This window comes from Mucilaginibacter sp. SJ, from assembly GCF_028993635.1.
Classification (GTDB): Bacteria; Bacteroidota; Bacteroidia; order Sphingobacteriales; family Sphingobacteriaceae; genus Mucilaginibacter.
The window spans coordinates 5,882,476-5,908,159 of the sequence record NZ_CP118631.1; the positions used below are offsets into that span (position 1 = coordinate 5,882,476).

14 protein-coding genes are annotated in these 25,684 nt (G+C 41.5%); all 14 read left to right on the forward strand.

The window, feature by feature from the left end; all coding sequences use genetic code 11:
• Positions 1-60: 60 nt before the first annotated feature.
• Positions 61-1,422, forward strand: a complete 1,362-nt coding sequence (locus MusilaSJ_RS24295; protein ID WP_274987350.1) for a sensor histidine kinase — start codon at positions 61-63, stop codon at positions 1,420-1,422.
• Positions 1,419-2,105 carry a response regulator transcription factor gene (locus MusilaSJ_RS24300; RefSeq protein ID WP_274987351.1) on the forward strand — a complete coding sequence of 229 codons (687 nt, stop codon included), beginning with the start codon at positions 1,419-1,421 and terminating at the stop codon, positions 2,103-2,105. The genes MusilaSJ_RS24295 and MusilaSJ_RS24300 overlap by 4 nt, the downstream gene beginning before the upstream one ends.
• Before the next feature lie 34 nt (positions 2,106-2,139).
• A complete protein-coding gene (locus MusilaSJ_RS24305; RefSeq protein WP_274987352.1) occupies positions 2,140-2,979 on the forward strand; it encodes an alpha/beta hydrolase family protein in 840 nt (279 codons plus the stop codon).
• Between the two features lie 66 nt (positions 2,980-3,045).
• Positions 3,046-4,644 carry a TlpA family protein disulfide reductase gene (locus tag MusilaSJ_RS24310; RefSeq protein ID WP_274987353.1) on the forward strand — a complete coding sequence of 533 codons (1,599 nt, stop codon included), beginning with the start codon at positions 3,046-3,048 and terminating at the stop codon, positions 4,642-4,644.
• Positions 4,645-5,426: 782 nt separating this feature from the next.
• Entirely contained in the window at positions 5,427-6,032 is a 606-nt protein-coding gene (locus tag MusilaSJ_RS24315) for an RNA polymerase sigma factor (RefSeq protein ID WP_274987354.1), read from the forward strand.
• Between the two features lie 303 nt (positions 6,033-6,335).
• Positions 6,336-7,403, forward strand: a complete 1,068-nt coding sequence (locus MusilaSJ_RS24320; protein WP_274987355.1) for a FecR family protein — start codon at positions 6,336-6,338, stop codon at positions 7,401-7,403.
• Between the two features lie 120 nt (positions 7,404-7,523).
• The gene (locus tag MusilaSJ_RS24325; RefSeq protein ID WP_274987356.1) at positions 7,524-10,994 is read left to right on the forward strand and encodes a SusC/RagA family TonB-linked outer membrane protein; all 3,471 of its coding nucleotides are present in this window, start codon (positions 7,524-7,526) and stop codon (positions 10,992-10,994) included.
• A 25-nt stretch (positions 10,995-11,019) separates the two neighbouring features.
• Positions 11,020-12,405, forward strand: a complete 1,386-nt coding sequence (locus MusilaSJ_RS24330) for a RagB/SusD family nutrient uptake outer membrane protein (RefSeq protein WP_274987357.1) — start codon at positions 11,020-11,022, stop codon at positions 12,403-12,405.
• Between the two features lie 144 nt (positions 12,406-12,549).
• Entirely contained in the window at positions 12,550-13,725 is a 1,176-nt protein-coding gene (locus MusilaSJ_RS24335; RefSeq protein ID WP_274987358.1) for a DUF4369 domain-containing protein, read from the forward strand.
• Between the two features lie 59 nt (positions 13,726-13,784).
• The gene (locus tag MusilaSJ_RS24340; RefSeq protein WP_274987359.1) at positions 13,785-15,392 is read left to right on the forward strand and encodes a S8 family serine peptidase; all 1,608 of its coding nucleotides are present in this window, start codon (positions 13,785-13,787) and stop codon (positions 15,390-15,392) included.
• 67 nt (positions 15,393-15,459) lie between these two features.
• Positions 15,460-17,328: an FG-GAP-like repeat-containing protein gene (locus MusilaSJ_RS24345; protein WP_274987360.1), complete on the forward strand. Its 1,869-nt coding sequence runs from the start codon at positions 15,460-15,462 to the stop codon at positions 17,326-17,328.
• A gap of 39 nt (positions 17,329-17,367) precedes the next feature.
• Entirely contained in the window at positions 17,368-17,907 is a 540-nt protein-coding gene (locus MusilaSJ_RS24350) for a TlpA disulfide reductase family protein (RefSeq protein WP_274987361.1), read from the forward strand.
• Between the two features lie 420 nt (positions 17,908-18,327).
• Positions 18,328-21,024, forward strand: coding sequence for a M16 family metallopeptidase (locus MusilaSJ_RS24355; protein ID WP_274990482.1), 2,697 nt, complete (start codon positions 18,328-18,330; stop codon positions 21,022-21,024).
• Between the two features lie 554 nt (positions 21,025-21,578).
• Positions 21,579-25,652: a two-component regulator propeller domain-containing protein gene (locus tag MusilaSJ_RS24360; protein WP_274987362.1), complete on the forward strand. Its 4,074-nt coding sequence runs from the start codon at positions 21,579-21,581 to the stop codon at positions 25,650-25,652.
• Positions 25,653-25,684: the final 32 nt, after the last annotated feature.

Here is a 25,684-nt window from a genome sequence, read left to right on the forward strand (position 1 = left end):
GCTGCAAACTTCCCGTTACGAATCCCACTTTTTGGTTAATGCTTGGTTAATGCAATGTTAATGGGCGCAGATCGTGCTTTACAAAAGCCAAACTCCGGTATCTTTGAGCGGATGAAACAAAAAATAAAATACCTGATTGGAGCCTGCAGTATCGCTATGCTGGCGCTAACTGCTATCCAGGCTTATTTTATTTACAATACCTATGTATTGAAAGAAAAGGAAGCGGAAAGCGCGGTAAGAGCGGAACTCATCCAAATGGAAGGTGATTTGAAAATCAATTTCCTGCGCAAAGACTGGATGGCTCAATTCGAGGCATTGGTGAAAACCAACCAGCAGGCAGCGATCAATGCTTTCCTGGCAAACGGATCACAGACTATTTCCAGGCAGGTTACCGCTTATATCAACAACAATCCGGTATTGCGCAAATACCATACGGCGTACCGGGTCACGATCCTGACCGCATCACTGGTCAACAGACAAGCAGGCTTTGAGAAACACATCCATAACCTACCTTGGTTTGGCAATGCCTCGTTTCCGGGAGAACAGGTGATTCTCCATGACCTCAGCAATGATAACAGCTCCGGGAATGATTATATCCGGAGTTTTACGATCCGCTCTGGTTTCAGTATCAGCAAGGGCAGGAACAGTATCCTGGCGGAAATGACGGGCCTGCTGCTCTTTTCGGTCATCTTATTGGGGCTAGTGATGCTGCTTTTCTACTTTTCTATCCGGGGCCTGATCACTCAAAGGAAACTCACCGACCTACAAACGGATTTTATCAATAACATCACCCATGAATTTAATACGCCGCTGGCCACGCTGGCGGTCGCCATTCGTACTCTTCGGGATCAGGAGAAAGGAAACGCCATTATTAAAAGTACAATCTCGATCATGGAAAGACAGCATCTCCGGCTCAAAAAACTGATTAGCCAGGTGATGACCCACACAGCCAATGCTCAGCAGCTCTTATTAAAAAAAGAAAAGATCGCAGCGGACAGTTTCTTGCTCCATATATTGTATGATTTTGAGGCGGCTAATCCCGGTGCAGAGCTCAAAAGTAAAATAGAAAATGCCTCCATTGAACTGACGATAGACTCCTTTTACCTGACCTCGGCAGTTACCAATATCCTGGAAAACGCGGTAAAATACGGCGGCACGCGGATTAATGTAACTACTAAAGTCACCGGTGATTTTTATCAAGTCATTATTCAGGATAATGGTATAGGCATCCCCATGGAAGAACAGGGGAAAATATTTACTAAATTTTACCGGGTGGAAAAGGGCGATGTCCACAATACCAAAGGCTTGGGCCTGGGCCTGTATTTCAGCCGGCAGATCATGATCGCGCATGGCGGCCAGATCCGGGTAGACAGCCCTGCCGGGCAAGGTTGCAGCTTTACTTTATTTTTACCAGTGGCATGAAACATATTTTATTAACTGAAGATGATCCTGATTTCGGAAGTATCCTGAAACAATACCTGGAACTAGCTGGTTTCCGGGTCAGCTGGAAAATGAACGGCAAAGAAGCGCTGGAGTTCTTAAAAGCGGACCAGCCGGATATTTGCATCCTGGATGTGATGATGCCGGTGATGGACGGCTTTACCCTGGCAGAAAAGATCATCCCGGTATGGCCGGACATGCCCTTCCTGTTTTTAACCGCCCGCAATCAGAAGGAAGACCGGCTGAAAGGACTTGGCCTCGGTGCGGATGATTACGTAGTGAAACCTTTTGAGGCTGAGGAACTGCTGTTGAGGTTGAAGAATATCTTAAAGCGATCCGCGCAGGTGGAAACCCCGATACCCGAGATACTGGCATTGGGTAGCTATATTTTTGACTATCCCAATTTATTGCTGATCCATCACTCCGGCAACACCCGGCTGACCGAAAAGGAAGCCCTGCTGCTGCTTTATTTTTACCGTAACAAAAACAGGCTGATCAAACGTGAAGAGATGCTGCTCCATATCTGGAAAAGCGATGACTATTTTTCGGGCAGGAGCCTGGATGTCTTTGTCAGCAAACTGCGCAAATACCTGAACGCCGATACGGCTATTGGCCTGGAAACCATTCGCGGAACAGGGTTTGAGTTTAGTTCTCCTGATAATTAACAAAGGGTTTGATCACTTATTTTCTTTCCTTAAAATGAAGAAAAATATAATTGTTATTTGCATGCTTTTAATTGCTGTAACAGTATCTGCACACCCCGGAAAAATGGCGACATACCTGGATATGATAACCGGGCACAAGGCTGACTTTGCCAGTAAAACAGCAACTTTTAATGACAGTACATCTATTGCAGTAAAACGGGATACCGTGACCTGGATCGACACAAACCGTAACAGGCCAGTACCTGTAGCCTTGTATTCAGCAAACGAGAAAGTAACACGAACGCATTTTCATGGTAAGCAACCATTGGTCATTCTTAATCCTGGCTATTCAGGCAAAAATACAGATTACAGCTACATTGCTACAACGCTTGCAAAACTTGGCTATTACGTAGTTACGGTTCAGCATAATTTGCCTGCCGATGCACCAATACCGACGGTAGGAAATCTTTATCAATCAAGACTTCCCTTTTGGAATGCGGGGGTAATGAATATCCTTTTTGTGATTGACAGATTAAAGGCGATACACCCCAACCTTGACCACCGGCATCTCATTTTAATAGGTCATTCTTACGGTGGGGATATCGTTATGTTGCTCGCTCAGCAACATCCCCAAATGGTTAGTGCAGCTATTTCTTTGGATAACCGCCGTGTTCCTTTCCCCCGAAACAAGCATATCAGGATTTTTTCCATCCGTTCTAACGATCAAATAGCAGACCCCGGCGTGTTACCATCATTAAGCGAACAGCGTAAATATCCGATAAGTATGGTTAAGGTAAACACTACCCACGAAGATATGGGTGGTTTCGGGACAACTCAACAGTTGAATGAAATTAATCACTACATTGTTGCCTTTTTATCAGGTCATACTAATTAGGCTGTTCAGCTTGATTTTAGTGGAGCCTAACCGATATTTTATTTAAATCTGTTCATCCTCCTGAAAATGAAAAAAAACATAGTTGTTATTTGCCTGCTTTTAATTGCCTTAACCGTATCTGCACAATCAAAAAAAATGACAACATACTCGGGGATGATCACCGGGTACACCACCAGCTTTGGTTTTACGACCGGAAAATTGATCATCAATAATGTAGTAACCAGCCTGCATGAAATGTATTTAATTAATATCGAACCCAGCGGGAAATTTTTGGTAACCTTCCCACTGAAACATAATCAGGAATGTTGGGTGAGCTTACGTTTTTTTAACGGCCCGGTATATTTTGAAGCCGGCAAAGAGGTGGTGCAGAATTTCAACCTGACCAATACTTCAAAGATATCATCGGCGTTTCAAGGAGCCGGCGCGGTAATCAATAATGACATTAATAAAGTAAGGCCCGCTTTAATGGATTATAATTGGAATGCTATTTATACAAACATAGATCAGTTAACGCCTGGTCAATACAAAACTTATTTTTTAAAAATGCAGGCCCATAAACTGGCGTATACAGACAGTGTGGCAAAAACTGCCGGGCTGAACAAAACCGCTTATGAACTGGCCCGCCGCAGTATACAGTATAATATTGCCAGTAACTTAATGTCCTATAATGAAATAAGAGAATCCGTTTTCCGAAAAAAGCATAACATATCCTTCAATAACAGGGAGCCTATGTTGAGTCCGGTGAAATTAAGATCTGAGTATTACGATTTTCTGAAAGCTCTTCGTTATAACGAGCCGAAAGCCATGATCTCCTATTTCTATTATGAATTCGTAAATAAATTAATGTTTATGGACCTGGTTTATGATCAGGCGGGGCGGTTGGACTTCAGCAAACAAATTGCCCTTCTTAAAACCAGGGACACCACCAATGAGGATATAAAAGGCACTATAAAACTTCTGGAAGATCAGATGAGCCACAAAGCCACGGCTCCGGGCGCACTGGAAAAAGCACGACCGGTGGTGCTAAAAAAGCTACTCAATACCAATATAGCGCTGGAATCAGACCTCATGTACCTCCAATCTGTATCAAGTAATATGGACATGCAAAAAGATACCTTAACGGATGCCGCACTGGCCAGGCTAAAATTAAAAGTTAAAAACAAATTTCTTTTGAACGACGTGGCCGCGTTGAACAGCAGCATTAAGCAAAGTATCCTCAATGTCAAAAACCAAACAGGTTATACCGACAATCAAGTGCCGGTAACTGATTCTGCCAGGAATATTTTTGTTAAGCTATTGGATAAGTATAAGGGCAAGGTGGTTTTTATCGATTTCTGGGCTACCTGGTGTGTACCTTGTTTAAATGGGATGCAGGAGATCGCCCCGCTAAAAGCTGAACTGGCACAAAACAAGGATGTCGTGTTCTTGTATGTCACCAATACCTCATCGCCCGAAAAAACCTATCAAACGATGATGCCCGGTATTAAAGGCGAGCATTACCGGTTACCCGATAGTCAATATGACTATTTGGCGAAACTGTTTAAGATTTTCAGCATACCTCATTATGCCATTATCAATAAGCGGGGCGAAATAGTTAACGATAATTTTCAATGGAGCCAAACTAACCAGATAAAGCAGCAATTGATGAGTTTGATGAATGAATAAGCCTGATTGGATCAACCACAACATATCGCCTCCAACCGGCCAATTTGGCTTTGACTACCTTTCATTATTGTAATCAAGTACTTGTGAGTGCTAACGAAATCGGCGAGATGGCGTCAGTTAAAATGGTTTCTCCAATGAGCACATCGGCCAGGAAGTTATGGTTTTTATTAATTTGAGATGGTGTTTGCTGGAGAAGCTTGAAGAAAATATAGCCGATAATAGTCCGAAATTTGTGAAATTTATCGGTTCAGAAGGGACACGATTAACGACATTTCTGAATAAATATACATAATCCGCTATTGTCATTTTCCAGCATGATAGTAGCTTTTGGAGGATATTCATCTTTTAGTGCGTTTAGCCCCACAAAATCAGATAAGGAGATGACACAACTATTCGAACGTTTCTAAAGTTAAAGGAGGATACTTGGGCACCGTTAATTATTATAATTGCAGTTAGGAAGCACTATTCTTTCTAAGAATAATTATTTAATGACCGCCGCGTAAATACAATGTGCAGTCGCTCTGTTCATTTATATTTTTCAATCATTAACGATCTGATAAAAATACCACCATGAGCTATGATGAAGTGCATTTTGAGACCAGTCATTTAGCAAAAAAGTTCGGAAATTGGTTTAATCATCCTTTAAGGCCCGAGCATCCAAACTTATCCCTCTATATCAACATCCAGTTGAGAACGTTACCTGTTTTTGCATTCTCATGTGCGTTAGCCCTGACTTTATAAATAAGGAATGCCCAATTTGTTGACTTTTAGTATATTTGGGGATGGTCGGTAATCTCTATACCTCAGATACGGTATTGCTTAGCCTTATTAGTGAGGGCGATGAGAAAGCCTTTGCTTTACTTTTTGAACGTTATCGTAATCGGCTTTATAGTTACTTAGTTAAGGTAACTAAATCAAAGGAAACGTCTGAGGAAATAGTATTAGATGTGTTTTTAAAAGTATGGACTGGAAAAGCAGCTCTTCCAGAGATTAATAATTTCGAAGCGTTCCTTTTCCGTGTAGCACAGAACCGTACTATTGACTTTTTCCGTCAGGCAAAACGGTATCAGAAAGAACAAGCTCAAATATGGAAGGGGATGGAGGAGTTACGGTCAGCAACAGCCGATTCGCGGCTGCTGAAAGCCGATCTGGAAAAGACCATACAAGCAGCGGTAAGCCAATTATCGCCACAAAGGCAGGAAGTATTTCGCCTAAGTCGAGAGGAATATTTAAGCTATGATGAGATTGCAGAAAGAATGGAGCTTTCAAAGTTTACAGTTCGTAACCATCTCTCTGCTGCATTGCAATTTATTCGATCTCATCTTGATAACGGCCCTGAACTTGCAATATTCTTAATGATGTTTTCAAAGAGCTATTGTCGCTTTTAACTTAATGCTACACTGTTCTTATTGCGATTTTTTCCACCATTATATATTACTGCCCCCTTCAGATCCTGAAAGGAGTTTTAATGTGCCAGCAAAAGCATTTTCTCCCAAAGGAAAAACTCATTGCTTTTAATGGGTTTTTAACAATTACCTAATCGCCAAAATCACTTAAGTCGTCGTTGCAATTCCTTAAATGATACTGATATTAATAAATTGTAAAAAAAATATCATCACGATTGGTACTCCCCTTCATATTCATCGTCTTAGGTACATATGAGTCGACTGAATATTCTTTTTGAAGCTTACTTGAACAATCAACTGGACGAAACAGAGTATGCTGAATTGTGGGGCTTACTGGAGGAAGAGGGTGCAATGGAACAACTTTCCCCGGAACTACAAAGATTGTGGCAATCATCACCGATACACGAGTTGCCCGCGGATCATTGGGACAAAAAGCTCAAAAAACTGCAAATTGAGCGGGCCCCGAAAATAATGCCGATCTGGCGGCGATATGCGGCAGTTGCTGCTGTGCTCCTTGTTTTTCTCAGTGGCTCTTACTATTTTTTACAGAAAAGACCGATTCAGTCTCTGGCCGTTATTGAGCACGATATAAAAGCTCCTAAACAAAATAAAGCGATAATCGCTTTGTCGAACGGGCAAAAAATCCTGCTGGATACGGTCCCGAATGGCGCGCTGATAGCGGGCATTGCCCGAAAGACCGCAGATGGCAAACTTAGGTTTGAAAACAACAATGCTAAGATTGATTATATAGTGATGTCTAACCCTCGCTGTAGTAAGCCAATGCAAATTACCATGCCAGATGGGACAGAAGTCTGGATAAATGCGGATACATACTTGCAATACCCTACAAATTTTAACCATAAAGACAGGATCGTAACCCTTAAAGGAGAGGCTTATTTTGAGGTAAAACATAACGCTGCAAAACCGTTCAGAGTTTTAGCTGATGGTGAAATAATAGAAGATGTTGGCACCCACTTCAACGTAAATTCCTATTCTGATGGCGGTGCTGTAAAAACCACATTGCTGGAAGGAGAGGTGAAAATTAATAAGTCGGTATTTCTTAAGCCTGGTCAGCAATTTAGTGATAATAAAATAACCATGGCCAATATCGATGATGTAATGGCCTGGAAAAATGGGGTATTTCATTTTGATGGGGTACCCATTGAAACTATCATGAAACAGGTTTCCCGATGGTATGGCGTTGAGGTCATATACAAGGATAAGATAAACGAAGAGTTTGTAGCCAAAAAAATCCCGCGTGATGTTCCCATCTCAACCTTACTGGAATACCTGGAAGAAACAGGGCATGTTCATTTCTCTTTAAGACAAAACGTTGTAACGGTGATGAGATAGCACACCGTTATAACGAAATAGAAAATATCTTTTTTAAAGTACTAAAAAAGTTTCCGAGTGTAATGTGCGCTAGCACAAAGATTTAATTCCCTTGATTATTTAAACAAACATTTTAAAACTATGCCGTCATCTTTACCAAGACAAGCCATTGATGTCCCGAGAAAAAAAAGCGACTTTCTCACCTGCAAAAAAAGATCAGTTGTAAAGCTGAGTTTTATTTTTCTTCTGGGATTTTTTCTGAGCATTAACGTTCGGGCCTATGCCCAGAATTTAACAGTACAGTTAACTAACGCACCTCTGGAAACGGTCTTTAATGTGATCGAAAAGCAAAGCAGTTACAGTTTCATTTATGGAAAAAGTGATCTGAAAGGCGCACTTCCGGTAACTATAAATGAAAAAAACTCAAGTCTTAAAACTATTCTGGACAAGTGTTTCACTAATCAGCCGCTATTTTTTACGATTAAAGATAAATTGATTATAGTTTCAGCGAAAAGAAATAGCAGTTCAAATTCCGTTCGCACTTCACCCGTCAATAATACTACAGCCGACACAGGTCGCTTGGTATTTAAAGGCCGTATCACAGATAGTACCGAAACACCGTTGGTTGGTGCAGTAGTGTATGTTAAAGGGACTAAAGTAGGTACTTCTACTAATGTTCATGGTGAATTTGACCTGCAGAATGTATACGCCGGTATGCACATAATCATTACCTACATAGGTTTTGAAAACTTTGAAATGACTGTGAGCACTGTCAATAACATACGCTACCCGATAATACTCAAAAACAGTACAAGTGTACTGGATGAGACTATTGTTCAGGCATACGGCATAACTTCTAAGCGATTTAACGTTGGTTCAATCGCTACCGTCAATGCGGCTACAATTGAGCAGCAGCCGGTGTCAAACGTACTCCTGGCTTTACAAGGTCAGGTACCAGGCCTTGCTGTTAATTCGATGAATGGTGTTCCTGGAGCTAACACCTTGCTACAAGTGAGAGGGCAAAATACCTTGCGGGCTGATCCGAGCATTGGTTGGAAACCATATGATCAGCCGTTGTTAATTGTTGACGGTGTGCCCTTTGCCGCACAAAACAACATTATTAGTCAATTATCCAGTTTGGCTTTAGGCGGGTCTGTTACAGGAGGGATCAGCCAGGCCAGTGGTATTGGCGCATTTGGCGGTATCAATCCCGCGGATATTGAAAGCATTTCCGTGTTAAAAGATGCCGAAGCGACCTCCATTTATGGAACACAAGGCTCTAATGGTGTTATCCTTATCACTACAAAAAAAGGTAAAGTCGGAAGAACAACTTTAAATGTTTCTGCGAACTCGGGATTCAATACGGCTGCGAACCAGGTGAAGCTGATGAATACGCAGCAATATCTGCAATTTCGGAAGGCCGCTTTTGCTGCGGATGGTATTACACCAAGTTCCAGTGCAAGATCAAGTGCATACGCACCAGATTTAACAATTTTTGATCAGGATAAGTATACCAACTGGCAAAATGTTATCTATGGTAAGACATCCGGTTATACAGACATCCATGCAAGCGTTTCAGGAGGTACCGGTAATAATACCTTTTTTCTTTCAGGCGGATTCGCGAAATCTAATTTTAATTACCCGGGTGATTTTGCTGATCAGCGTTTAACGCTACATAGCGCCTATCAATATAAATCCTTAAATAACCGTTTGACCATTGACGCTATTTTTGATTATGGTTACAACAGAAACAATTCGCCATCTTTCGGTGGCGGATCAAGAATATTAAACGTGCCCAATTTACCGGACTTGTTGGATCCGGCAGGAAATCTGGTTTGGAATTATAAAGGAGTCAATTTAAGTTCCCAGCAATTTTATTCCTATCTCAAACAACCCACCGTATTGAATGCGTATAACCTAAACGCATCGATTCGCCTGGGTTACAAAATTTCATCCGCCTTAACTTTTACGTTGAATATTGGCAGCAATCGAAATGCTAATAATGAGCACTCCGAGCGTCCAAGCGTAGCTCAAGGTCCTACTAACTTTACACGATCTGCAAATTTCGCACAGAATAATTTCCAGACTTTAAATATTGAACCGCAATTTGATTATAACCGGCAATTTGGGAACGGTATTTTTTCAGCTTTATTAGGAGGCACCTACAAAAAGAATGATGGTATTTCTATGGTTGTTTCCGGATCCGGTTATTCGAATGATAGTTTGTTAGGATCCATAGCCGGTGCTTCATCTGTATCCGCGTTTGACAATTATCCGATTTACAAGTATGTAGGTGTTTTTGGCCGTTTGAAATATGTATATAATCAAAAATATATTATCAGTTTTACCGGCCGGCGCGATGGCTCAAGCAACTTTGGCCCGGGCAGAAAGTTTGGCAACTTTGGTTCGGTTGGCGGCGGTTGGATATTTTCCGAAGAGACTGCTTTCAGAAAAAAAGTGCCATTCATTTCATATGGCAAATTATCAGCGAGCTATGGAACCACAGGCTCTGATGGTGTCGCAGCTTATCAGTATCAACCATTTTGGCAATCCTATTCTTACCTCGTAAACTCCCAAGGTGCGGTTCCTAACATTCCTCAAAATTTAAATAATCCAGACTACAGCTGGGCTACAAAAAGATCTTTAAACATTTCTATAGATCTGGGAATTTCAAAAGACAGGGTACTGCTGAATGCAACTTATTACCGTAATCGGGAAGGAAATCAGTTGGCAGGTTATCCACTTCCTTCGCAAACTGGTTTCAGCAGTGTGCTTGAGAATTTATCGGCCGATTTGCAAAATATGGGTTGGGAGTTTTCGGTCAATTCCCGGAACATTAATAAGAAACATTTTACCTGGAATTCTAACTTCAATATAGCTTTTAATCGCAACAAACTATTAAGCTTTCCTAATCTTTCTACATCCCCTTACAGAACGCAATATATCATAGGGCAGCCCACCTCTATTGTTTTCGGATATAAGTACAAAGATGTGAATCCAACTACCGGGCTTTTTGAATTCTATGACCGTAACGGGAACGTAACCTCGGCGCCTCGGAACAGTATCGCTTCACAAGGCGGCGACCTGGTGCCTATCGCCAACCGGGAAGTTAAATATATGGGAGGTTTGGGTAATACTTTTACGTTCAATCGTATCGGTCTTTCGATATTTTGGCAGTTTTCTTCTCAAATGGCCCCCAGCTATCTCGCAACCGTTTATTCTGGCAATTACCCCGGTATAGGCCTGGTTAATCAGCCGTTAGAGCTGCTTAACAGCTTTTGGAAAGCTCCCGGAGATAACGCCCCTCTGCAACGTCTGCTTTCAGGATTTTCTGCAAATTCAAAGGCCGCTACAGCAGCAGCAGCATTTGGGCAAAGCTCCGGGGTCTATGTAAATGATACCTATGCCCGCTTGAAAAATGTTTCACTCTCCTACGGGATGCCCGACGCCTGGATGAAAAAAATAGGTGCCCACGATTGTAGAATTTTTATAAACGGTGAAAACCTGTTAACATTTACCAATTACAAAGTGGGTGATCCGGAGACATTTGGGAACTACACAACGTTTCCGATTCAAAGGACAATCGTAGCAGGAATAAATTTAAACTATTAATGAAAACTATTTTATGATTACTACCATGTCAATTTATATAAGAAACCTTTTCTTGTTAATTATCATTACCTCAATAGTTTCCTGTACGAAACTGATTGAAATTCCGGCAAGTGCTCCCAACCAGCTTTCTCAATTGGCGCAGTTTGCGGATAGTGCAACAACAATGAATGCTGTTGCTGCAGTTTATACATACGCTACGCAACAGCAACCCAATGTGTTTGCCTTTGCAAGTTCCGCTTTTGCTACCAGTACAGGACTTTCTTCTGATGAGTTATTGACTTCGTCCAGCAGCCAGACCAATTTGCAATTCTATAGCTACAGTTTAACACCGGCAAATGCCAATGTCGGGACACTTTGGTCAGCATCCTATCAGGGGCTGTACACCATAAATGCGGTTATTGAAAATGTAAACACTAGTCAAGGGTTGTCGGCGTCATTTAAACAGCAGATTACCGGTGAGATGAAGGTAGTTCGTGCATTATATTACTTCAATCTGGTCAACCTGTTTGGTCCGGTGCCTCTTGTTTCATCCACCAATTACAAGAGTAACGCATCCCTGTCCAGAGCGCCTGTCGACAGCATTTATAGTTTTATTATTGCTGATCTGAAAGATGCGAAGAAGGTGTTAAAACCGGCTTATCCATCCAGCGGACACTTACGCCCCAATCTTTACACCGCTGAGGCTTTATTATCCAAAGTATATTTATACAGGCAGCAGTGGCAGGACGCGTACAATGAAGCATCGACAGTAATCAATTCAAAAGTTTATAAATTGACAACCTTGCCCAATGTATTCCTGGATGGCAATTCAGAGGCTATATGGCAAATACTTGCAACCAACCCTAACACCTATTCGGCTACAGCTGAAGCCGCTGCTTTCGTACCTTATTATTCGCCAACACCAACATATGTATTAACCCCCTTTTTGTTAAAGGCATTTGAGCCCAATGATCAACGATTTAATAATTGGGTTGGGTTGAGTGTAATAGGTAAAGACTCTCTTTATTACCCATACAAATATAAGAATGTAGTACCGGGCGCAACCACTGAAGATTGTATGATTGTTCGGCTGGCAGAAGTATACCTGATCCGCGCCGAGGCTTCGGTAAACCTTGGAAGCGGATCAGATGCCCTGGGAGACTTAAACGTGGTGAGAAAGAGGGCGGGGCTAAATGGAAGCACGGCTGATCCGGCATCTAAGACAGCGGTTATGAATGCAATCATGCATGAACGACAGGTTGAAATGTTTACAGAATGGTCCGCGCGCTGGTTCGATTTGAAAAGATGGGGCCTTGCCGAAAGTATATTGGGGACAGAAAAATCCGGGTGGCAGGCTTTTGCGGCTTTATATCCCGTTCCCGCACCCGAAATTCAAAATAATGTAAATCTAAATCAGAATAGCGGCTATTAATCTTTATGCTTTACTCATAAATTCTGGAAGTCATTTTTTTGGTTATTGTTCCCACAACACTTGTGTTATCTATCCTTGAAATGTAAGGTAGCTGCGGGGTATTGGATAATCAGCCGAATCTTATAAAATAATATAATCTTTTTTATGAAAAAAACTATTGCAGCTATCATAAGCCTTTGCTTGCCCATACTTATTTCAGCGCAAACCGTACGTCCCTCAAATAACAGCGACACAAATGCTGGTGCCGGTAAGGCTATAAAATACAAGCCCTTTATTGTTGATGGCTATATCAAAGGAATGGATGATGGCTATGTCAAACTAATATATTCAAAGACACGTGATAATGACAAAAGGAGTTTTGTTAGAGATTCTGTACTTGTCAAAAATGGACGCTTTTCTATTAATGGGAATATTGACATCCCGACATACGCCTTGCTTGAGAACATGCGCTATCTGTATCAGGTAAATTTCTGGCTCGATACCACACGCCAAAGATTTGAAGGGGCTATAGATAACGATGATTTCAAACTTACAGGATCGCCGACTCAGGACGAAGATGTGCTGTTCCATGCCTCATATGATGCCTACTCTGACAAGCAAGGTGAGGCGAACTACGAATTGTGGAGTGGAAAAACAAGAAGAGAAAGTGAGGCTGTAATTAAGAGGTATCAAAAGGCATCGGACTCAATAACCAACATCAAAAATGAGTTTGCCGCTCAATTCGTAAAAACACATCCTAATAGCCGGGTATCCATGAATTATATGTTCAATTGTACCGCTCCCGGTAATGAAGCTTATGCGGAAAGGGTTTTTAGCTATCTGACTGAAGAACTCCGGGAGTCGGAAAGCGGTAAAACAATCGTACGCAAGTTAAATGCAATTAAAGGCACAACGGTTGGTAACGTTTTCCCTGAGTTTGTTCTGGCCGACATTGGCGGGAATTTGGTAAAACGCTCTGATTTCAAAGGAAAATATTTGCTTTTGCGCGTGGGTAGCTCTGCTGAAAAATTTTATTCAAATTCTGCAAGTGAATTAAACAGTTTAAAGTTGTTAAACGATTCTTACGCTACAAAAGGATTTGCTATTGCAGACATCATTGTAACAATAAAAGACTCTGCTTCTTTGAGCGCTCTTTTACAAACTCAGAAAATACCTTGGATTGTTCTTTCTGGCTCAAGCGGACAACATCCCCCCATTACAGAAACGCTCAATATAACGCGATTCCCTTCCTGGTTTTTGGTTAACCCGGATGGAAAACTGGTCGCCCGGGATTTAACGATAGACGACTTATCAGATAAATTAAAGGAAATCTGCAAATAGAAATAGGAGAATAAGATAAAATTTTTCTGAACCATTTATTACTGCTCAATCGTAATCATATGAAACACCTATTAATAACAATAATATTTATTTTCTCCGTAAAAGCTGCCGTCTATGCACAAGCATCTCCCCCCCGGGACTGGCACATGCTCGACTTTGTCCAGGATCATGTCTATGGTATAAGCGTAGAAAAAGCCTATCAAACCCTGTTAAAAGACAAGCACTCCACACCGGTATTAGTTGCAGTGATCGATGGAGGTATCGATACCCTACATGAAGATCTGAGATCTGTGCTGTGGCATAACCCACGCGAGAAAAATAACGGAATGGATAATGACGGAAACGGTTATAAAGCGGATATATACGGTTGGAATTTTTTGGGGAACCGCAATAATGTAAACACAAATGTTGTAGAGGACAGTGAAGAGTCGCAACGTATATATTTTCAATATAAAGCACGTTTCGAAAACATTAGCCCGTCAGCACTGAAAACACGTCATGACCAGGATTTGTATGGCATGTGGTCTAAGAGTAAACAGCTTATTTCGGATAAAGTAACAGAGGATGGTAAAAAGTTCGATGCCTGGTTTAAAAAGTTTCAATATTACAACTCATTCCTGTCCAAAAATTTAGGAAAGGAAGAGTATACGATTGGGGAGTTAATAAACTATGACCCGATAAATACCGAGGCGCGCGAAATGAAAAGCGGTTTTCTTTCCCTTACACACGGCTCTCCTTCAAAATACACCAATAAACAGCTTTACTTAATTGTTGCCCGGAGGTATAAGCATTATTTAAAGTCAGGGCCAAAGTTTCCGGACAACGCCCCAGTTGATTTTCGTAGCCCCATCATTAAAGATGATGAAAATAATTTGTCGGACCGGTATTACGGAAATAACAATGTAAGAGCTGAGAAATGTGATCATGGCACACATGTATCAGGTATCATTGCAGCTGACCGGAATAATGGACTGGGTATTAAGGGAATTGCCGACAATGTAAAGATCATGATGGTAAGAGCCGTGCCTGATGGTGATGAGCATGATAAAGACATTGCATGTGCTATAAGATATGCCGTAGATAATGGCGCGCAAATTATCAATATGAGTTTTGGCAAATCAATTTCCCCGGGGCGCCAATGGGTTGAAGATGCGATCCGTTACGCGGAAAAGAAAAATGTGCTGATCGTAAAAGCTGCCGGGAATGATGGAATAAACATTGATAGTTTAGCCGTCTTTCCAACAGCGGCATATCTCGATGGCCCTCGGAAAGCGGCCAATGTAATTACCGTAGGAGCCAGTTCAGCGAGTTTTAATGACAATAAGTTGATAGCACCTTTTTCAAATTATGGAAAAGCTAATGTAGACGTATTTGCTCCCGGGGTTAATATTTATTCTACTGTTGAGGGAGGCAATACCTATAAAGCTATGAGTGGAACCAGTATGGCATGCCCGGTGGTAACCGGTTTGGCCGCCTTATTAAAATCCTATTACCCTAAGCTTTCCGCTGTTCAGATTAAAAAAATAATTGAAGCATCCGTCTTTAAAATTGACCAGCCGGTTATGAAACCGGGGACGGACGAAGAGGTTCCTATGAGCGATTTAGCAAAGACCGGAGGTATTGTGAATGCGTACAACGCATTGTTACTGGCTCAGCGACTTAAGTAACCCCGATTGGTAAAGCCTTTCATGAAAATAAATGATACTAATAAAACAATTGTAAATAAGTAATAACGTGAGAAAAAAACTCCTTCTAGGTTATGCTATGCTTTGCTGTACGGCGTTGCATGCACAAAGTCCGGATAGCAAAACGCATTCAAAAGGATTTCCAGTTTTTCCTGCAATAACAAATACCCTTATTCCTGGTGCTCCATTGTTGGGACAGCCCATTTTGATCAATGGCACCGAACAAGAGATAAGAACAGAAAAACATGGACTTGTATATCCTTCTTTTTTTGACTGGAATCATGACGGTAAAACGGATATGTTGCTCGGCGAGTTTGAGACCGGCGAAACAGGCTCGGATATCAAAGTATATCTGAATATTGGCACGAACAAAAAACCTAAATATTCAGGAAAATTCTTTTATGCTAAGGATATAAAAGGAGACACAATTACCAATAACCAATGGTGTTGTATCGGCATTCATCCGAGGATTGTTGATTTAAATAAGGATGGCTATCCGGATATAATTAGCGGGCAATACGATCCCGGACTGATATCCTGGTGGGAAGGCTCTCCAAAAGGGTTTTTGCCAAGAAGATTTGTTCCGCAGGAGGCCTACAAGGAAAATGCGAAGCTTTCTCTTTCCGAAAGGGATCAGCTTGATCCTAATTCCAGGAACTATTGGATTTATTCGTCCGCCGGTTTTGGCGATTTCAATGGGGACGGTCTTCCAGACCTGTTCGTCGGAGGAATGGGTGAGCTTCGTGTTGCGTTGAATGTTGGTACAAAGGATGATCCTAAGTTCGGGATGCGCAAGTTCCTGCTGGGCTTGGACGGATTGCCTCTAAGTGTAGTTCCGCCATCAGCCAGGGATGTAGAACGGGCCAAAAAGGAATTCAGGTTCCCCAATTTTTCAGGTGTCATAAAAAGTTTTATCACGCCGGTAGACTGGGACGGAGATGGCGTGCTGGATTTACTCGTTACTCATATATACGGAGATACTACCACTAAAGATCCCGTTGTTTTTTTTCGGGGGATATCTACAGATAAAGGATTGCGTTTTGAAAAAGCCAAGCCATTATTTACCGCCGAACAGGCAAAAAAAACATTTCCGGGCTGCCAACCGAATATTTGCGTAACCGACTACAACAATGATGGCATTCCTGATTTGGTCATAGGCATATCTCTTCCCACAGTTAACGGCTTTAACATTGATTCAACGGTCTCCTGGTCTTATTATCAAGAACTGGGAATTGAATACCCTGGTAAAGATGCCGGTGAGCAAATTCAGTATGCAGGCGGTTTGGATAAATTGATTAAAAGAGCAGAAACCGAACCTGGAATGAAAAGATATTTTTTGGGAAAATTAGAAGATTATAAATATCTCACATTAAGACACCGGGGGTATGTATATGTCATGTTGGGAAAGAAAAATCCTCAAAAAGCAGTATTGCAAACAGGTGTAATAGCACATGAAGAAGAGAAAGCACCCCTTAATGAAAATTCAACCAGTAAAAGTGACGGCCCCGTTTCGTATATGGTAAAAACGCCGGGAGTAATGAGGTTGATGCAGGAAGGGACAATCGAGGTGAAATTTTCTTTTAAAAAAGGTTGGTATGGGTATGCTAACACTAAGGGTAACATCGCCGCTGGCTGGATACCAACCGATGTCAAATTTGACTTGCCGGACGGAATGGAAGCTGTAGGCCCGATAGTAATGCCTGAAAAGCAGTTCAAAGGGGTAACAGAGGTATACAAAGGAGATAGTGTTATCTTTTTTCAAAAAATCAGGTTGAAAGGAAAATCAAAAACAGGCAATACGAGAATAGGAAATGAATATATGGTTGGTGTAACCGTACAGTATCAAACCTGTAATGAAGAAATGTGTTTGCCTCCTGTTGTTGAAAGAAATGAATTAAAAGTAAATACCGCCTGGTGATTTATCGTAAGAACATTTAGCTGAATTGAATATCGAATTATGAATTTAAAGGTGCTTTTGACCTGTTTGCTTGCTGCGCATTTGATGCTGTCAGGTGTCTCTGTTTTTGGCAAAGTTGCATCAAATACAATCGCTGCTGACACTATAAAGGTTGGCCAGGATTGCGGAAATTTTGAGATGAAAACATCTACGGGGAAGGTATATCTCAGTAATGCCTTAAAAGGAAAAATAGTCTTAATGGACTTTTGGGCAACTTGGTGCTCCCCTTGCAGGAAATTAACTGCGGAAATTGACAGCCTGCTTGCTAAATATCGCGGGAATAAAAGCTTCCTGATGATGGGCGTTAATTACAGGGAATTCAAACCGGAGGCAGCTACTGCTTATTGGAAGGAACATGGTTATAGTTTTCCCATGGTATCTGATAATGATGATTTCGGAAAGAAGATCGGAGCTGGAAATCCAACCATAATAATCATAGATGGTGATGGTATAATCAGAGGGAGATGGGACAGTTATTCGCCACAAACTGCAAATGAGATAGAAGCAACGGTAAAAAAATTACTTGCCGATTTGAAATGATAATACCTGGTTAAGAAGGATCGTATTCCCCTGATACAGTTAGACAAAACACATACTATTGAACATGTTGCAATTGATCGGGCAAGATTTCCATGAGTAATTATTGACGGAATATCATGTTCGGAATTTGGGTAAAATACCGGGAATGCCGGATGGCTGGTATCAGAATTAGTGATAGCTTATGAATAGGAACGTCAATAGTATACATTTTGCTTTTGAGATTTGTAAACGGTTGGCATGACGCTGAAGAATACCTCTGGTTGCCCTTACATGATTTGAGAATACGATAAAATTATACATTAAATGATAAGAATGAACTTGAAAATAAACACCCGGACCATCATAACGGGATTAATATTATCGTCATTAACGGCCGTCGCGCAGCAAAGTACACAGGTGGCGCTTCCTCTTGATCCGGAAGTGAGGGTTGGACATTTATCGAATGGTTTCACTTACTTTATTCGCCACAACGAAGCGCCGAAAGATCGGGTCGTGATGTACCTGGCCAACAAAATTGGTTCCATCGTGGAAACAGATGACCAGCGCGGTCTGGCACATTTTATGGAGCATATGAGCTTTAACGGCACCAAGCACTACCCCAAAAATGAATTGGTGGATTATTTGCAGAAAGTTGGTGTGCGTTTTGGCGCAGATATTAATGCCTATACCAACTTTGATGAAACGGTCTACCAGTTGCCGCTGCCCTCGGATAAACCGGATGTTTTGGCTAATGGCTTGCAGATCATGCGGGACTGGGCGCAAGACGCAACGCTCGACCCAACAGAGATCGATAAGGAACGCGGGGTTGTCTTGGAGGAAAAGCGTTTGGGCAAAGGTGCATCTGAACGAATGAGGCGGCAATACTATCCGGTACTGCTTAACGGATCGCGTTATTCGCAACGGATACCTATTGGAACTGATGAAGTATTGAATGGATTTAAGCCTGAAGCAATAAGGCAGTTTTACCATGATTGGTATCGTCCCGACCTGCAGGGCCTGATCGTGGTAGGTGATATCGATGTAGATCAGATGGAACAATTGGTCAAAGCCAAGTTCAGTGATCTCAAAAATCCATCAAAGGAGCAGCCGAGAATTAAGTACGGTGTATCGCTGGTCGCCAAGAATCAGTTCATCGCATTGACCGATCCTGAAAAAACTTCGACCAGTATGGAGGTTATGATCAAATACCAGCAACCTGATCTGAAAACTACCACCGATTTTCGGTCAATGATCATTCGTGATTTATTCGATCAATTACTCAGTGCGCGTTTCTCAGAATTGTCCCGCCAGGCAGATCCTCCGTTTATTCAGGGTGGTGCCGGTATAGGTGAGCTGCCGGGTGGCCTGGCTATGTTCGATGCAAGTGTAACAGCAAAACCTGGTGAGTTGGAGCGTGGTATGAAAGCAGTTTGGCGGGAGATAGAACGGATCAAACGTTTTGGTTTTACACAGACCGAGTTAGATAGGGTCAAATCTGGCTATCTTAACCGCTTTACTTCCGCCTTGAAGGAAAAAAATAAGACTTCTTCGAATGATTATGTACAAGAATATCTTCAGTTTTTTTTAAAGGGGACTGCCGCACCGGGTATCGAAACGGAGGCCCGCCTGGTACAGCATGAATTGCCGAATATCACGCTATCTGATCTGAATTCATTGGTTAAGGAACGCCTGGCCGATCATGATCGTGATATTTTAATCACGGCACCTGCCAAAGATAAGAATGGTTTGCCGGATGCTGCTTTGGTTGATAGCTGGTTGAAAGCGGTAGTTGCCGAAAAACTATCGCCTTACATCGATGCGATGAGCAGCAAACCCTTATTGGCTAAGGAACCAATAGCCGGAAAAATTGTTAGCGAGCAAAGAGATGAAGTCTTAGGGACAACAACGTTGACCTTAAGCAATGGCGTTAAAGTGCTCTTGAAGCCGACTGATTTTAAGAATGATCAAATCGTTTTCACTGCATTCTCTCCGGGCGGGACGTCTTTATACAGCGATCTCGATTTCCAGTCTGCAAGTAACGCGGCGGGAATCATCAATGCAAGCGGCGCAGGTAATTATACACCTACGGAATTAGGCAAATACCTGGTTGGAAAGCAGGTCCGTATTATTCCGTATATTGGGGAACGATTACAGGGCATCAATGGCTTATCAACGCCGCAGGACTTGGAGACCGCTTTGATGTTGATCTATGCGAAACTGACCGAGCCGAGATTGGACACTAATGTATTCAAGAGCATCATTGACCGCAGCAAGGCGAGTTTAGCCAATCGTGCTAATGACCCCACCAGTGTTTTCCAGGACAGTATTACTACGATAGCAAACAATTATAACATCAGGCGTACCGGCCCATCATTGACTAAACTGGAACAAATTGACCTGGAGCGCGCCTTCCATATTTATCAGGAACGGTTCGCTGACGCTTCAGCGCTCACTTTTGTATTTGTAGGTAGTCTCGATCTGGAAAAGATCAAACCATTACTGGCAAAATATATTGGCAGTTTACCGGCAACTCATAAACATGAACAAGCGATAGACCTGGGCATTCACCTGGCTGAAGGCAGGATCGAAAAGAATATTTATAAAGGTACGGAACCTAAAGCTACTGTCAATCTGGTATTTTCCGGAAAGTTCGATTATAATGCAGTCAATAAAGTCTTGTTGGATGCACTGAAAGAAAACCTGGAGATACGTTTGATCGAACGTTTACGTGAGAATGAAAGCGGAGTCTATAGCCCCGCTGTTTCAGCGAATGCAAGTAAGTTCCCAACGCCTCGTTATAGTTTCGTGATCAGCTTCGGTTGTGCCCCTCAAAATGTCGATAAACTCATCGTATCAACGTTGGATGAAATAGAAAAATTGAAAACTGTAGGACCAATGCAAGTCAATATCGACAAGTATAGAGCCGAGGCCACAAGATTACATGAGACACAGATAAAGACAAATACTTTCTGGCTGAGCTATTTAAATGAACAATTGCAGAATGAGGATGACCTGCATCTGACCGATAATTATAGCGTAATGGTGAACCACGTCGACCAGGCAAATATTAAAATGGTAGCGCAACGCTATTTAGGTGGAAGTAACTTAATGCGCTTTGTTTTGTTGCCTGAGAATTAATATGATAAAGATGCGGTTTTACGGACTGCTAAAGTATGCCCAAGGACCTATGGGCCGTTAACTCTATTTCTAATATAAGGTGGATGCCCCAAACCAAGTATCCCCTCGCTACCATTTTGCGATTGACCACTTTAAATATTCGATGTCAATTGTTTAGAAGCATCAGTTAAATTGGCGGCGAATGGTCAATCATAATGTTCATTGCACTGGACACCAAATATGTTCTTGGATGGTGTGTCCCCATTCACGATGATAAGGTAACAGATATTGACCCTGATCTTCGAGGTGAATAGTATATATCGGCCTCAATGTGATGCGCATTGAGATCTTTAAAATATCCTGATACGTCAAATGAATGAATCCGTCAGAATAACTATTGTCGTTTCTTTTCAGAAGTGGGTGTCATTCTGCTCAAAAACAGGGGGGAGATTATATTAATCTGTTTGTAGCCGGTTGCTAACTTTCTTATTCGGATAGTAATGATTAATTTTACATTTACTTTAACCAAGGTTACCCTAACCAATTTGTTCTAAGAATTATTTGATTAATACGGCATGAGATTTCTAAAATATATATCTGCTATAATTATCTCTAACGTTCCTTTCTTTTTTTGTTTTGGTCAAAACACTAGATACATCGGAATCGAAGAAGGTCTGTCAAATAATACGGTTACTGCTGTCTTCAAAGACCATAACGGACTGATGTGGTTTGGAACTGTTGACGGGCTCAATCAGTATGACGGATATTCATTTAAGAAATTTAAGAATAAATATCAGGATACAACAACTTTACCGGACGATAATATAATTTGTATTAATTCGGATGCTTCAGGGAACCTGTTGGTGGGAACTCAAAATGGTCTTGGCGTATTAGGCAGGAAAGATTTAAAGTTTTCACAGGTATATGTGGTTGATGCATCCGGGAAAAAGCGAATAATCGAAGGGCCGATCAGTTCCATTTGCCGGGATTCAAAGAATAAGATATTTGCCGCAACACGTGAAAGCGGTTTTCTTGAGATATCCGAAAATCTTGACGCGCGGCAGATTCCCCTGCTGAACAGTAAACATTCTCTTATCAATAGTTATACAGCTACCGCAGCTTTGGTAAGCAGAGACGGCGCGGTCTGGACTGCTGTTGAAGGGACAGGTTTGTGTAAATTAAACTTAGGCCGGGGGCGAATGGAAATTGTTGATATGAATCTTCCGCCCTGTTCGGGTATAGCAGCCAATTCTGAAGGGAATTTATTTTTAGGGACGAATAACGGCTTGTACTTTTATGACATTCAGCATAAGACGCTCTCAAAAGTTGATCTTAAAGCATTCAGCAATGCTAAGATAAACGGGTTAATAATAGATAAGCTGAACAAGATGTACCTTGCTACGGATGGTCAGGGAGTCGTTGAACTTGACGGAATAGACGGACAAATGAGGATCATCCGTCATATTGGCATCGATATTTTAACAAGCAATTCAGTCTATACAGTTTTTGAGGATGAATTATCCAGAAAATGGATAGGAACATTACGAGGCGGTATTGATGTAATTGACCCTAAAATTAACCAGTTTCAAACTGTGCGGCACATAGGACTCAACCCAAACAGTTTAGTAAGTGACTTCACTTTTTCGTTTTGTGAAGACAGGTACCATCATATCTGGATAGGAACTGACGGGGGCGGGCTCAGCATCTGGGACAAAAAAGCCAACCTGTTCGAAAACCATGTTTTTGAGTCATTACCGAACGAAAGCTTTAACGCCAATTACATAACCAGTATAATAAAGGATAGCGGACAAAACATGTGGCTGTCGACATACGGCCCCGGTGTTTTGCGATATGATTACGATACGCGTACGTTTAAAAACATTCCGTTCCTGAACAAAAAGGGGCGAAATCCAGTATGGAAGCTTGCCATGGACCATGAAAACGTAATCTGGGCGGCAAGTTCAGCAGTGGATACGAGCCGGCTTTTTTACTTCAGCGCTGCGAGGAATTGTTTTATTCCCGCGCCCTTTCACTTGACAACTGATATCATTTCAATAGCCAATGACGGCAAAAATGGCTTGTGGCTGGGAACTTTCAGCGGGCTTTTGCATGTTGACAAAAAAACTGGCGTGGATAAATCTGTCAATCTTCACTCAGCGGTCAGATCCCTGCATTATTCAGCTTCCGGCATGCTTTGGATAGGTACATATGGCCGGGGCCTGTTCAGCTACGAACCTGATAAAGGGATATTGAAAAACTTTACTGAGAAAAACGGGCTATGCGACAATAAGGTATTAAACATCGAAGAGGATAAAAGCGGCGGGATCTGGATGAGTACTTATAACGGGATTTCAAAGTTTGATCCGGTAGGTAAGAGCTTTGAGAACTTTTATGCTGCGGATGGGCTTCAGTCTAACCAGTTTTATTTTAACGCTTCAACCCGGCTGTCAAGCGGAGAGCTGATATTCGGCGGAATAAAGGGATTTAATATTTTTAATCCGGAAAACATCCACCGGTATCATGATTTTTCCCCTTTAATTATTACCGGGATCAGGGTTGCGAATACGCTTATTGATGCAAACAGTAAGTATGTGGCCGGAGGTTCCACTATATATAACATTGATCATATCAGGCTTCCTTATGACAAGGCAATTATTTCCCTGGAGTTTGCGGCACTTGAATATTCTTTACCAGATAAAATTCAGTATGCTTATAAATTGGAAGGAAGGGATAAAGGCTGGAATTATCTGCTTAACCAACGAACCTTAAATTATACGCAACTGGATGCAGGTACTTATACTTTAAAGATCAGATGCACTAATTCATCCGGAATCTGGAGTCCTAAAGTCAAACTTATCAGGTTTACTGTTATTCCGCCCTGGTACCGAACCTGGTGGGCTTACCTTTTGTATCTACTTTTTATTGCGTCAATTTTGGGTGCTTATTTGATCTATCATTACAAACAAACGAAGCTGAAATTTGAAATGAAGCTGATAAAGGAGGTCAACGAAAAAAAACTTTCCTTTTTTACAAATATCTCGCATGAACTTAGAACGCCGTTAACATTAATTTTAAATCCGATCAAGGAACTGCTTCATAGTGACGGTAAGAATTTGGACCTGATTGATCTGAGTACCGTATATAGGAATTCCAGGCGGCTGCTCAGTCTGGTTGATCAGTTATTATTATTTAAGAGTTCTGAAAGTGAGATTTCGGCTTTCAATCCGGGATGGATGAATATTACTGAAGCTTGTAATGAGGTTTTTCTTTGCTTTAATAATCAGGTAAAAAAGAAAAGGATTAGTTATGAGTTTCTCAGTAACAATGTAGATGTTTTTCTTTTTGCAGACCGCGAAAAAATTGATATAGTTTTATTCAATTTATTGTCTAACGCGATCAAGTATACTTCAGAAGACGGTACGGTCAGGCTAAGTATCAACGAACACCAAAAGTCAGTTGACATATGTATTCGTGATACAGGTAAAGGAATTTCACCGGAAGCGGGCGACAAAATTTTTGAAAAGTTTTACAGGATAAATCAGGAAAACGGCAGCGAAAGCGGTTTTGGAATTGGGCTGTATCTAGCCCACAGATACATGGAAGTACTTCAGGGGGAGCTTACATACACCAGCGAACTCGGTAAGGGAACAGAATTCCGGATGATACTGCCGAAGCCGGATAAACCCTACGTGAGACAAAGTGAGGATAAAACAGTGCAGCGCTCAACTCATATAGTGGATGAACTGATTGGTGAGTCAGCGCCGATTGCTGAAGATCAGTTTTACGATTTCGATCAGGTTATGGCACCTGATATAACACCAACGAAGCAGACAGTTTTGCTTATTGACGATGATACGGATTTCAGAACATATCTGAAAAAGATATTGTACAAAAGCTATGCTATTTTAGAAGCGGAGGATGTTGATCAGGGCTTTGATCTTTTACTGCAGGATGAACCAGATATTATTGTATGTGATGTTCTGCTGAAGGGAACCAGTGGTGTAGAATTTTGCTCAAAAATTAAAGAATCCCCCTCATTCAGTCACATACCGGTTATTCTGCTAACAGGCAGTTCCTCTCCGGAAATTAAATTAAAAGGAATAGAGTGCGGTGCGGATGATTATATAACCAAGCCGTTCGAGAAGGATCTTTTGATCGCCAGGATTAAGAGTATGTTAAAAGGCCGGGTTTTGTTAAAAAAGTTCTTTATTAATGAAATCACCTTAAAACAAAATCAGTTCAAAATACCTGCTGAATACAGTGAATTTATTAATAAATGCATCGTTATCGTTGAGCAGCATTTACAAGATGACGATTTCGGCACTAAGCAGTTTACAGCTGAAATCGGAATGAGCAGATCTAAGCTTTTCAGAAATATAAAAGCAGTATCCGGACTTACTATTGTTGAATTCATCAGGTATATCCGCCTTCGCAAAGCCGGGCAGCTGATGATGGAGACAGATTTGCAAATCAAGGAAATCTCATACAGGGTCGGCTTTAGCGATCAGAAATATTTCCGGGAACAATTCAATAAACTGTTTAAAATGAATCCGTCGGAATTTGTAAATAAATATAAAAATTCTATGACAGACAATAAAGCAGGCTCAATATACCTCGTTTCGAAGAAAACAGATAGTCACAAAGGATAAACCGCACAGATAAGGACCCGGACGGTAGGACG

Bases quoted from the DNA above. Each gene is read 5' to 3' on its own strand.
- MusilaSJ_RS24295 (WP_274987350.1), top strand. From the start codon at position 61: ATGGGCGCAGATCGTGCTTTACAAAAGCCAAACTCCGGTATCTTTGAG.
- MusilaSJ_RS24300 (WP_274987351.1), top strand. From the start codon at position 1,419: ATGAAACATATTTTATTAACTGAAGATGATCCTGATTTCGGAAGTATC.
- MusilaSJ_RS24305 (WP_274987352.1), top strand. From the start codon at position 2,140: ATGAAGAAAAATATAATTGTTATTTGCATGCTTTTAATTGCTGTAACA.
- MusilaSJ_RS24310 (WP_274987353.1), top strand. From the start codon at position 3,046: ATGAAAAAAAACATAGTTGTTATTTGCCTGCTTTTAATTGCCTTAACC.
- MusilaSJ_RS24315 (WP_274987354.1), top strand. From the start codon at position 5,427: ATGGTCGGTAATCTCTATACCTCAGATACGGTATTGCTTAGCCTTATT.
- MusilaSJ_RS24325 (WP_274987356.1), top strand. From the start codon at position 7,524: ATGCCGTCATCTTTACCAAGACAAGCCATTGATGTCCCGAGAAAAAAA.
- MusilaSJ_RS24330 (WP_274987357.1), top strand. From the start codon at position 11,020: ATGTCAATTTATATAAGAAACCTTTTCTTGTTAATTATCATTACCTCA.
- MusilaSJ_RS24335 (WP_274987358.1), top strand. From the start codon at position 12,550: ATGAAAAAAACTATTGCAGCTATCATAAGCCTTTGCTTGCCCATACTT.
- MusilaSJ_RS24340 (WP_274987359.1), top strand. From the start codon at position 13,785: ATGAAACACCTATTAATAACAATAATATTTATTTTCTCCGTAAAAGCT.
- MusilaSJ_RS24350 (WP_274987361.1), top strand. From the start codon at position 17,368: ATGAATTTAAAGGTGCTTTTGACCTGTTTGCTTGCTGCGCATTTGATG.
- MusilaSJ_RS24360 (WP_274987362.1), top strand. From the start codon at position 21,579: ATGAGATTTCTAAAATATATATCTGCTATAATTATCTCTAACGTTCCT.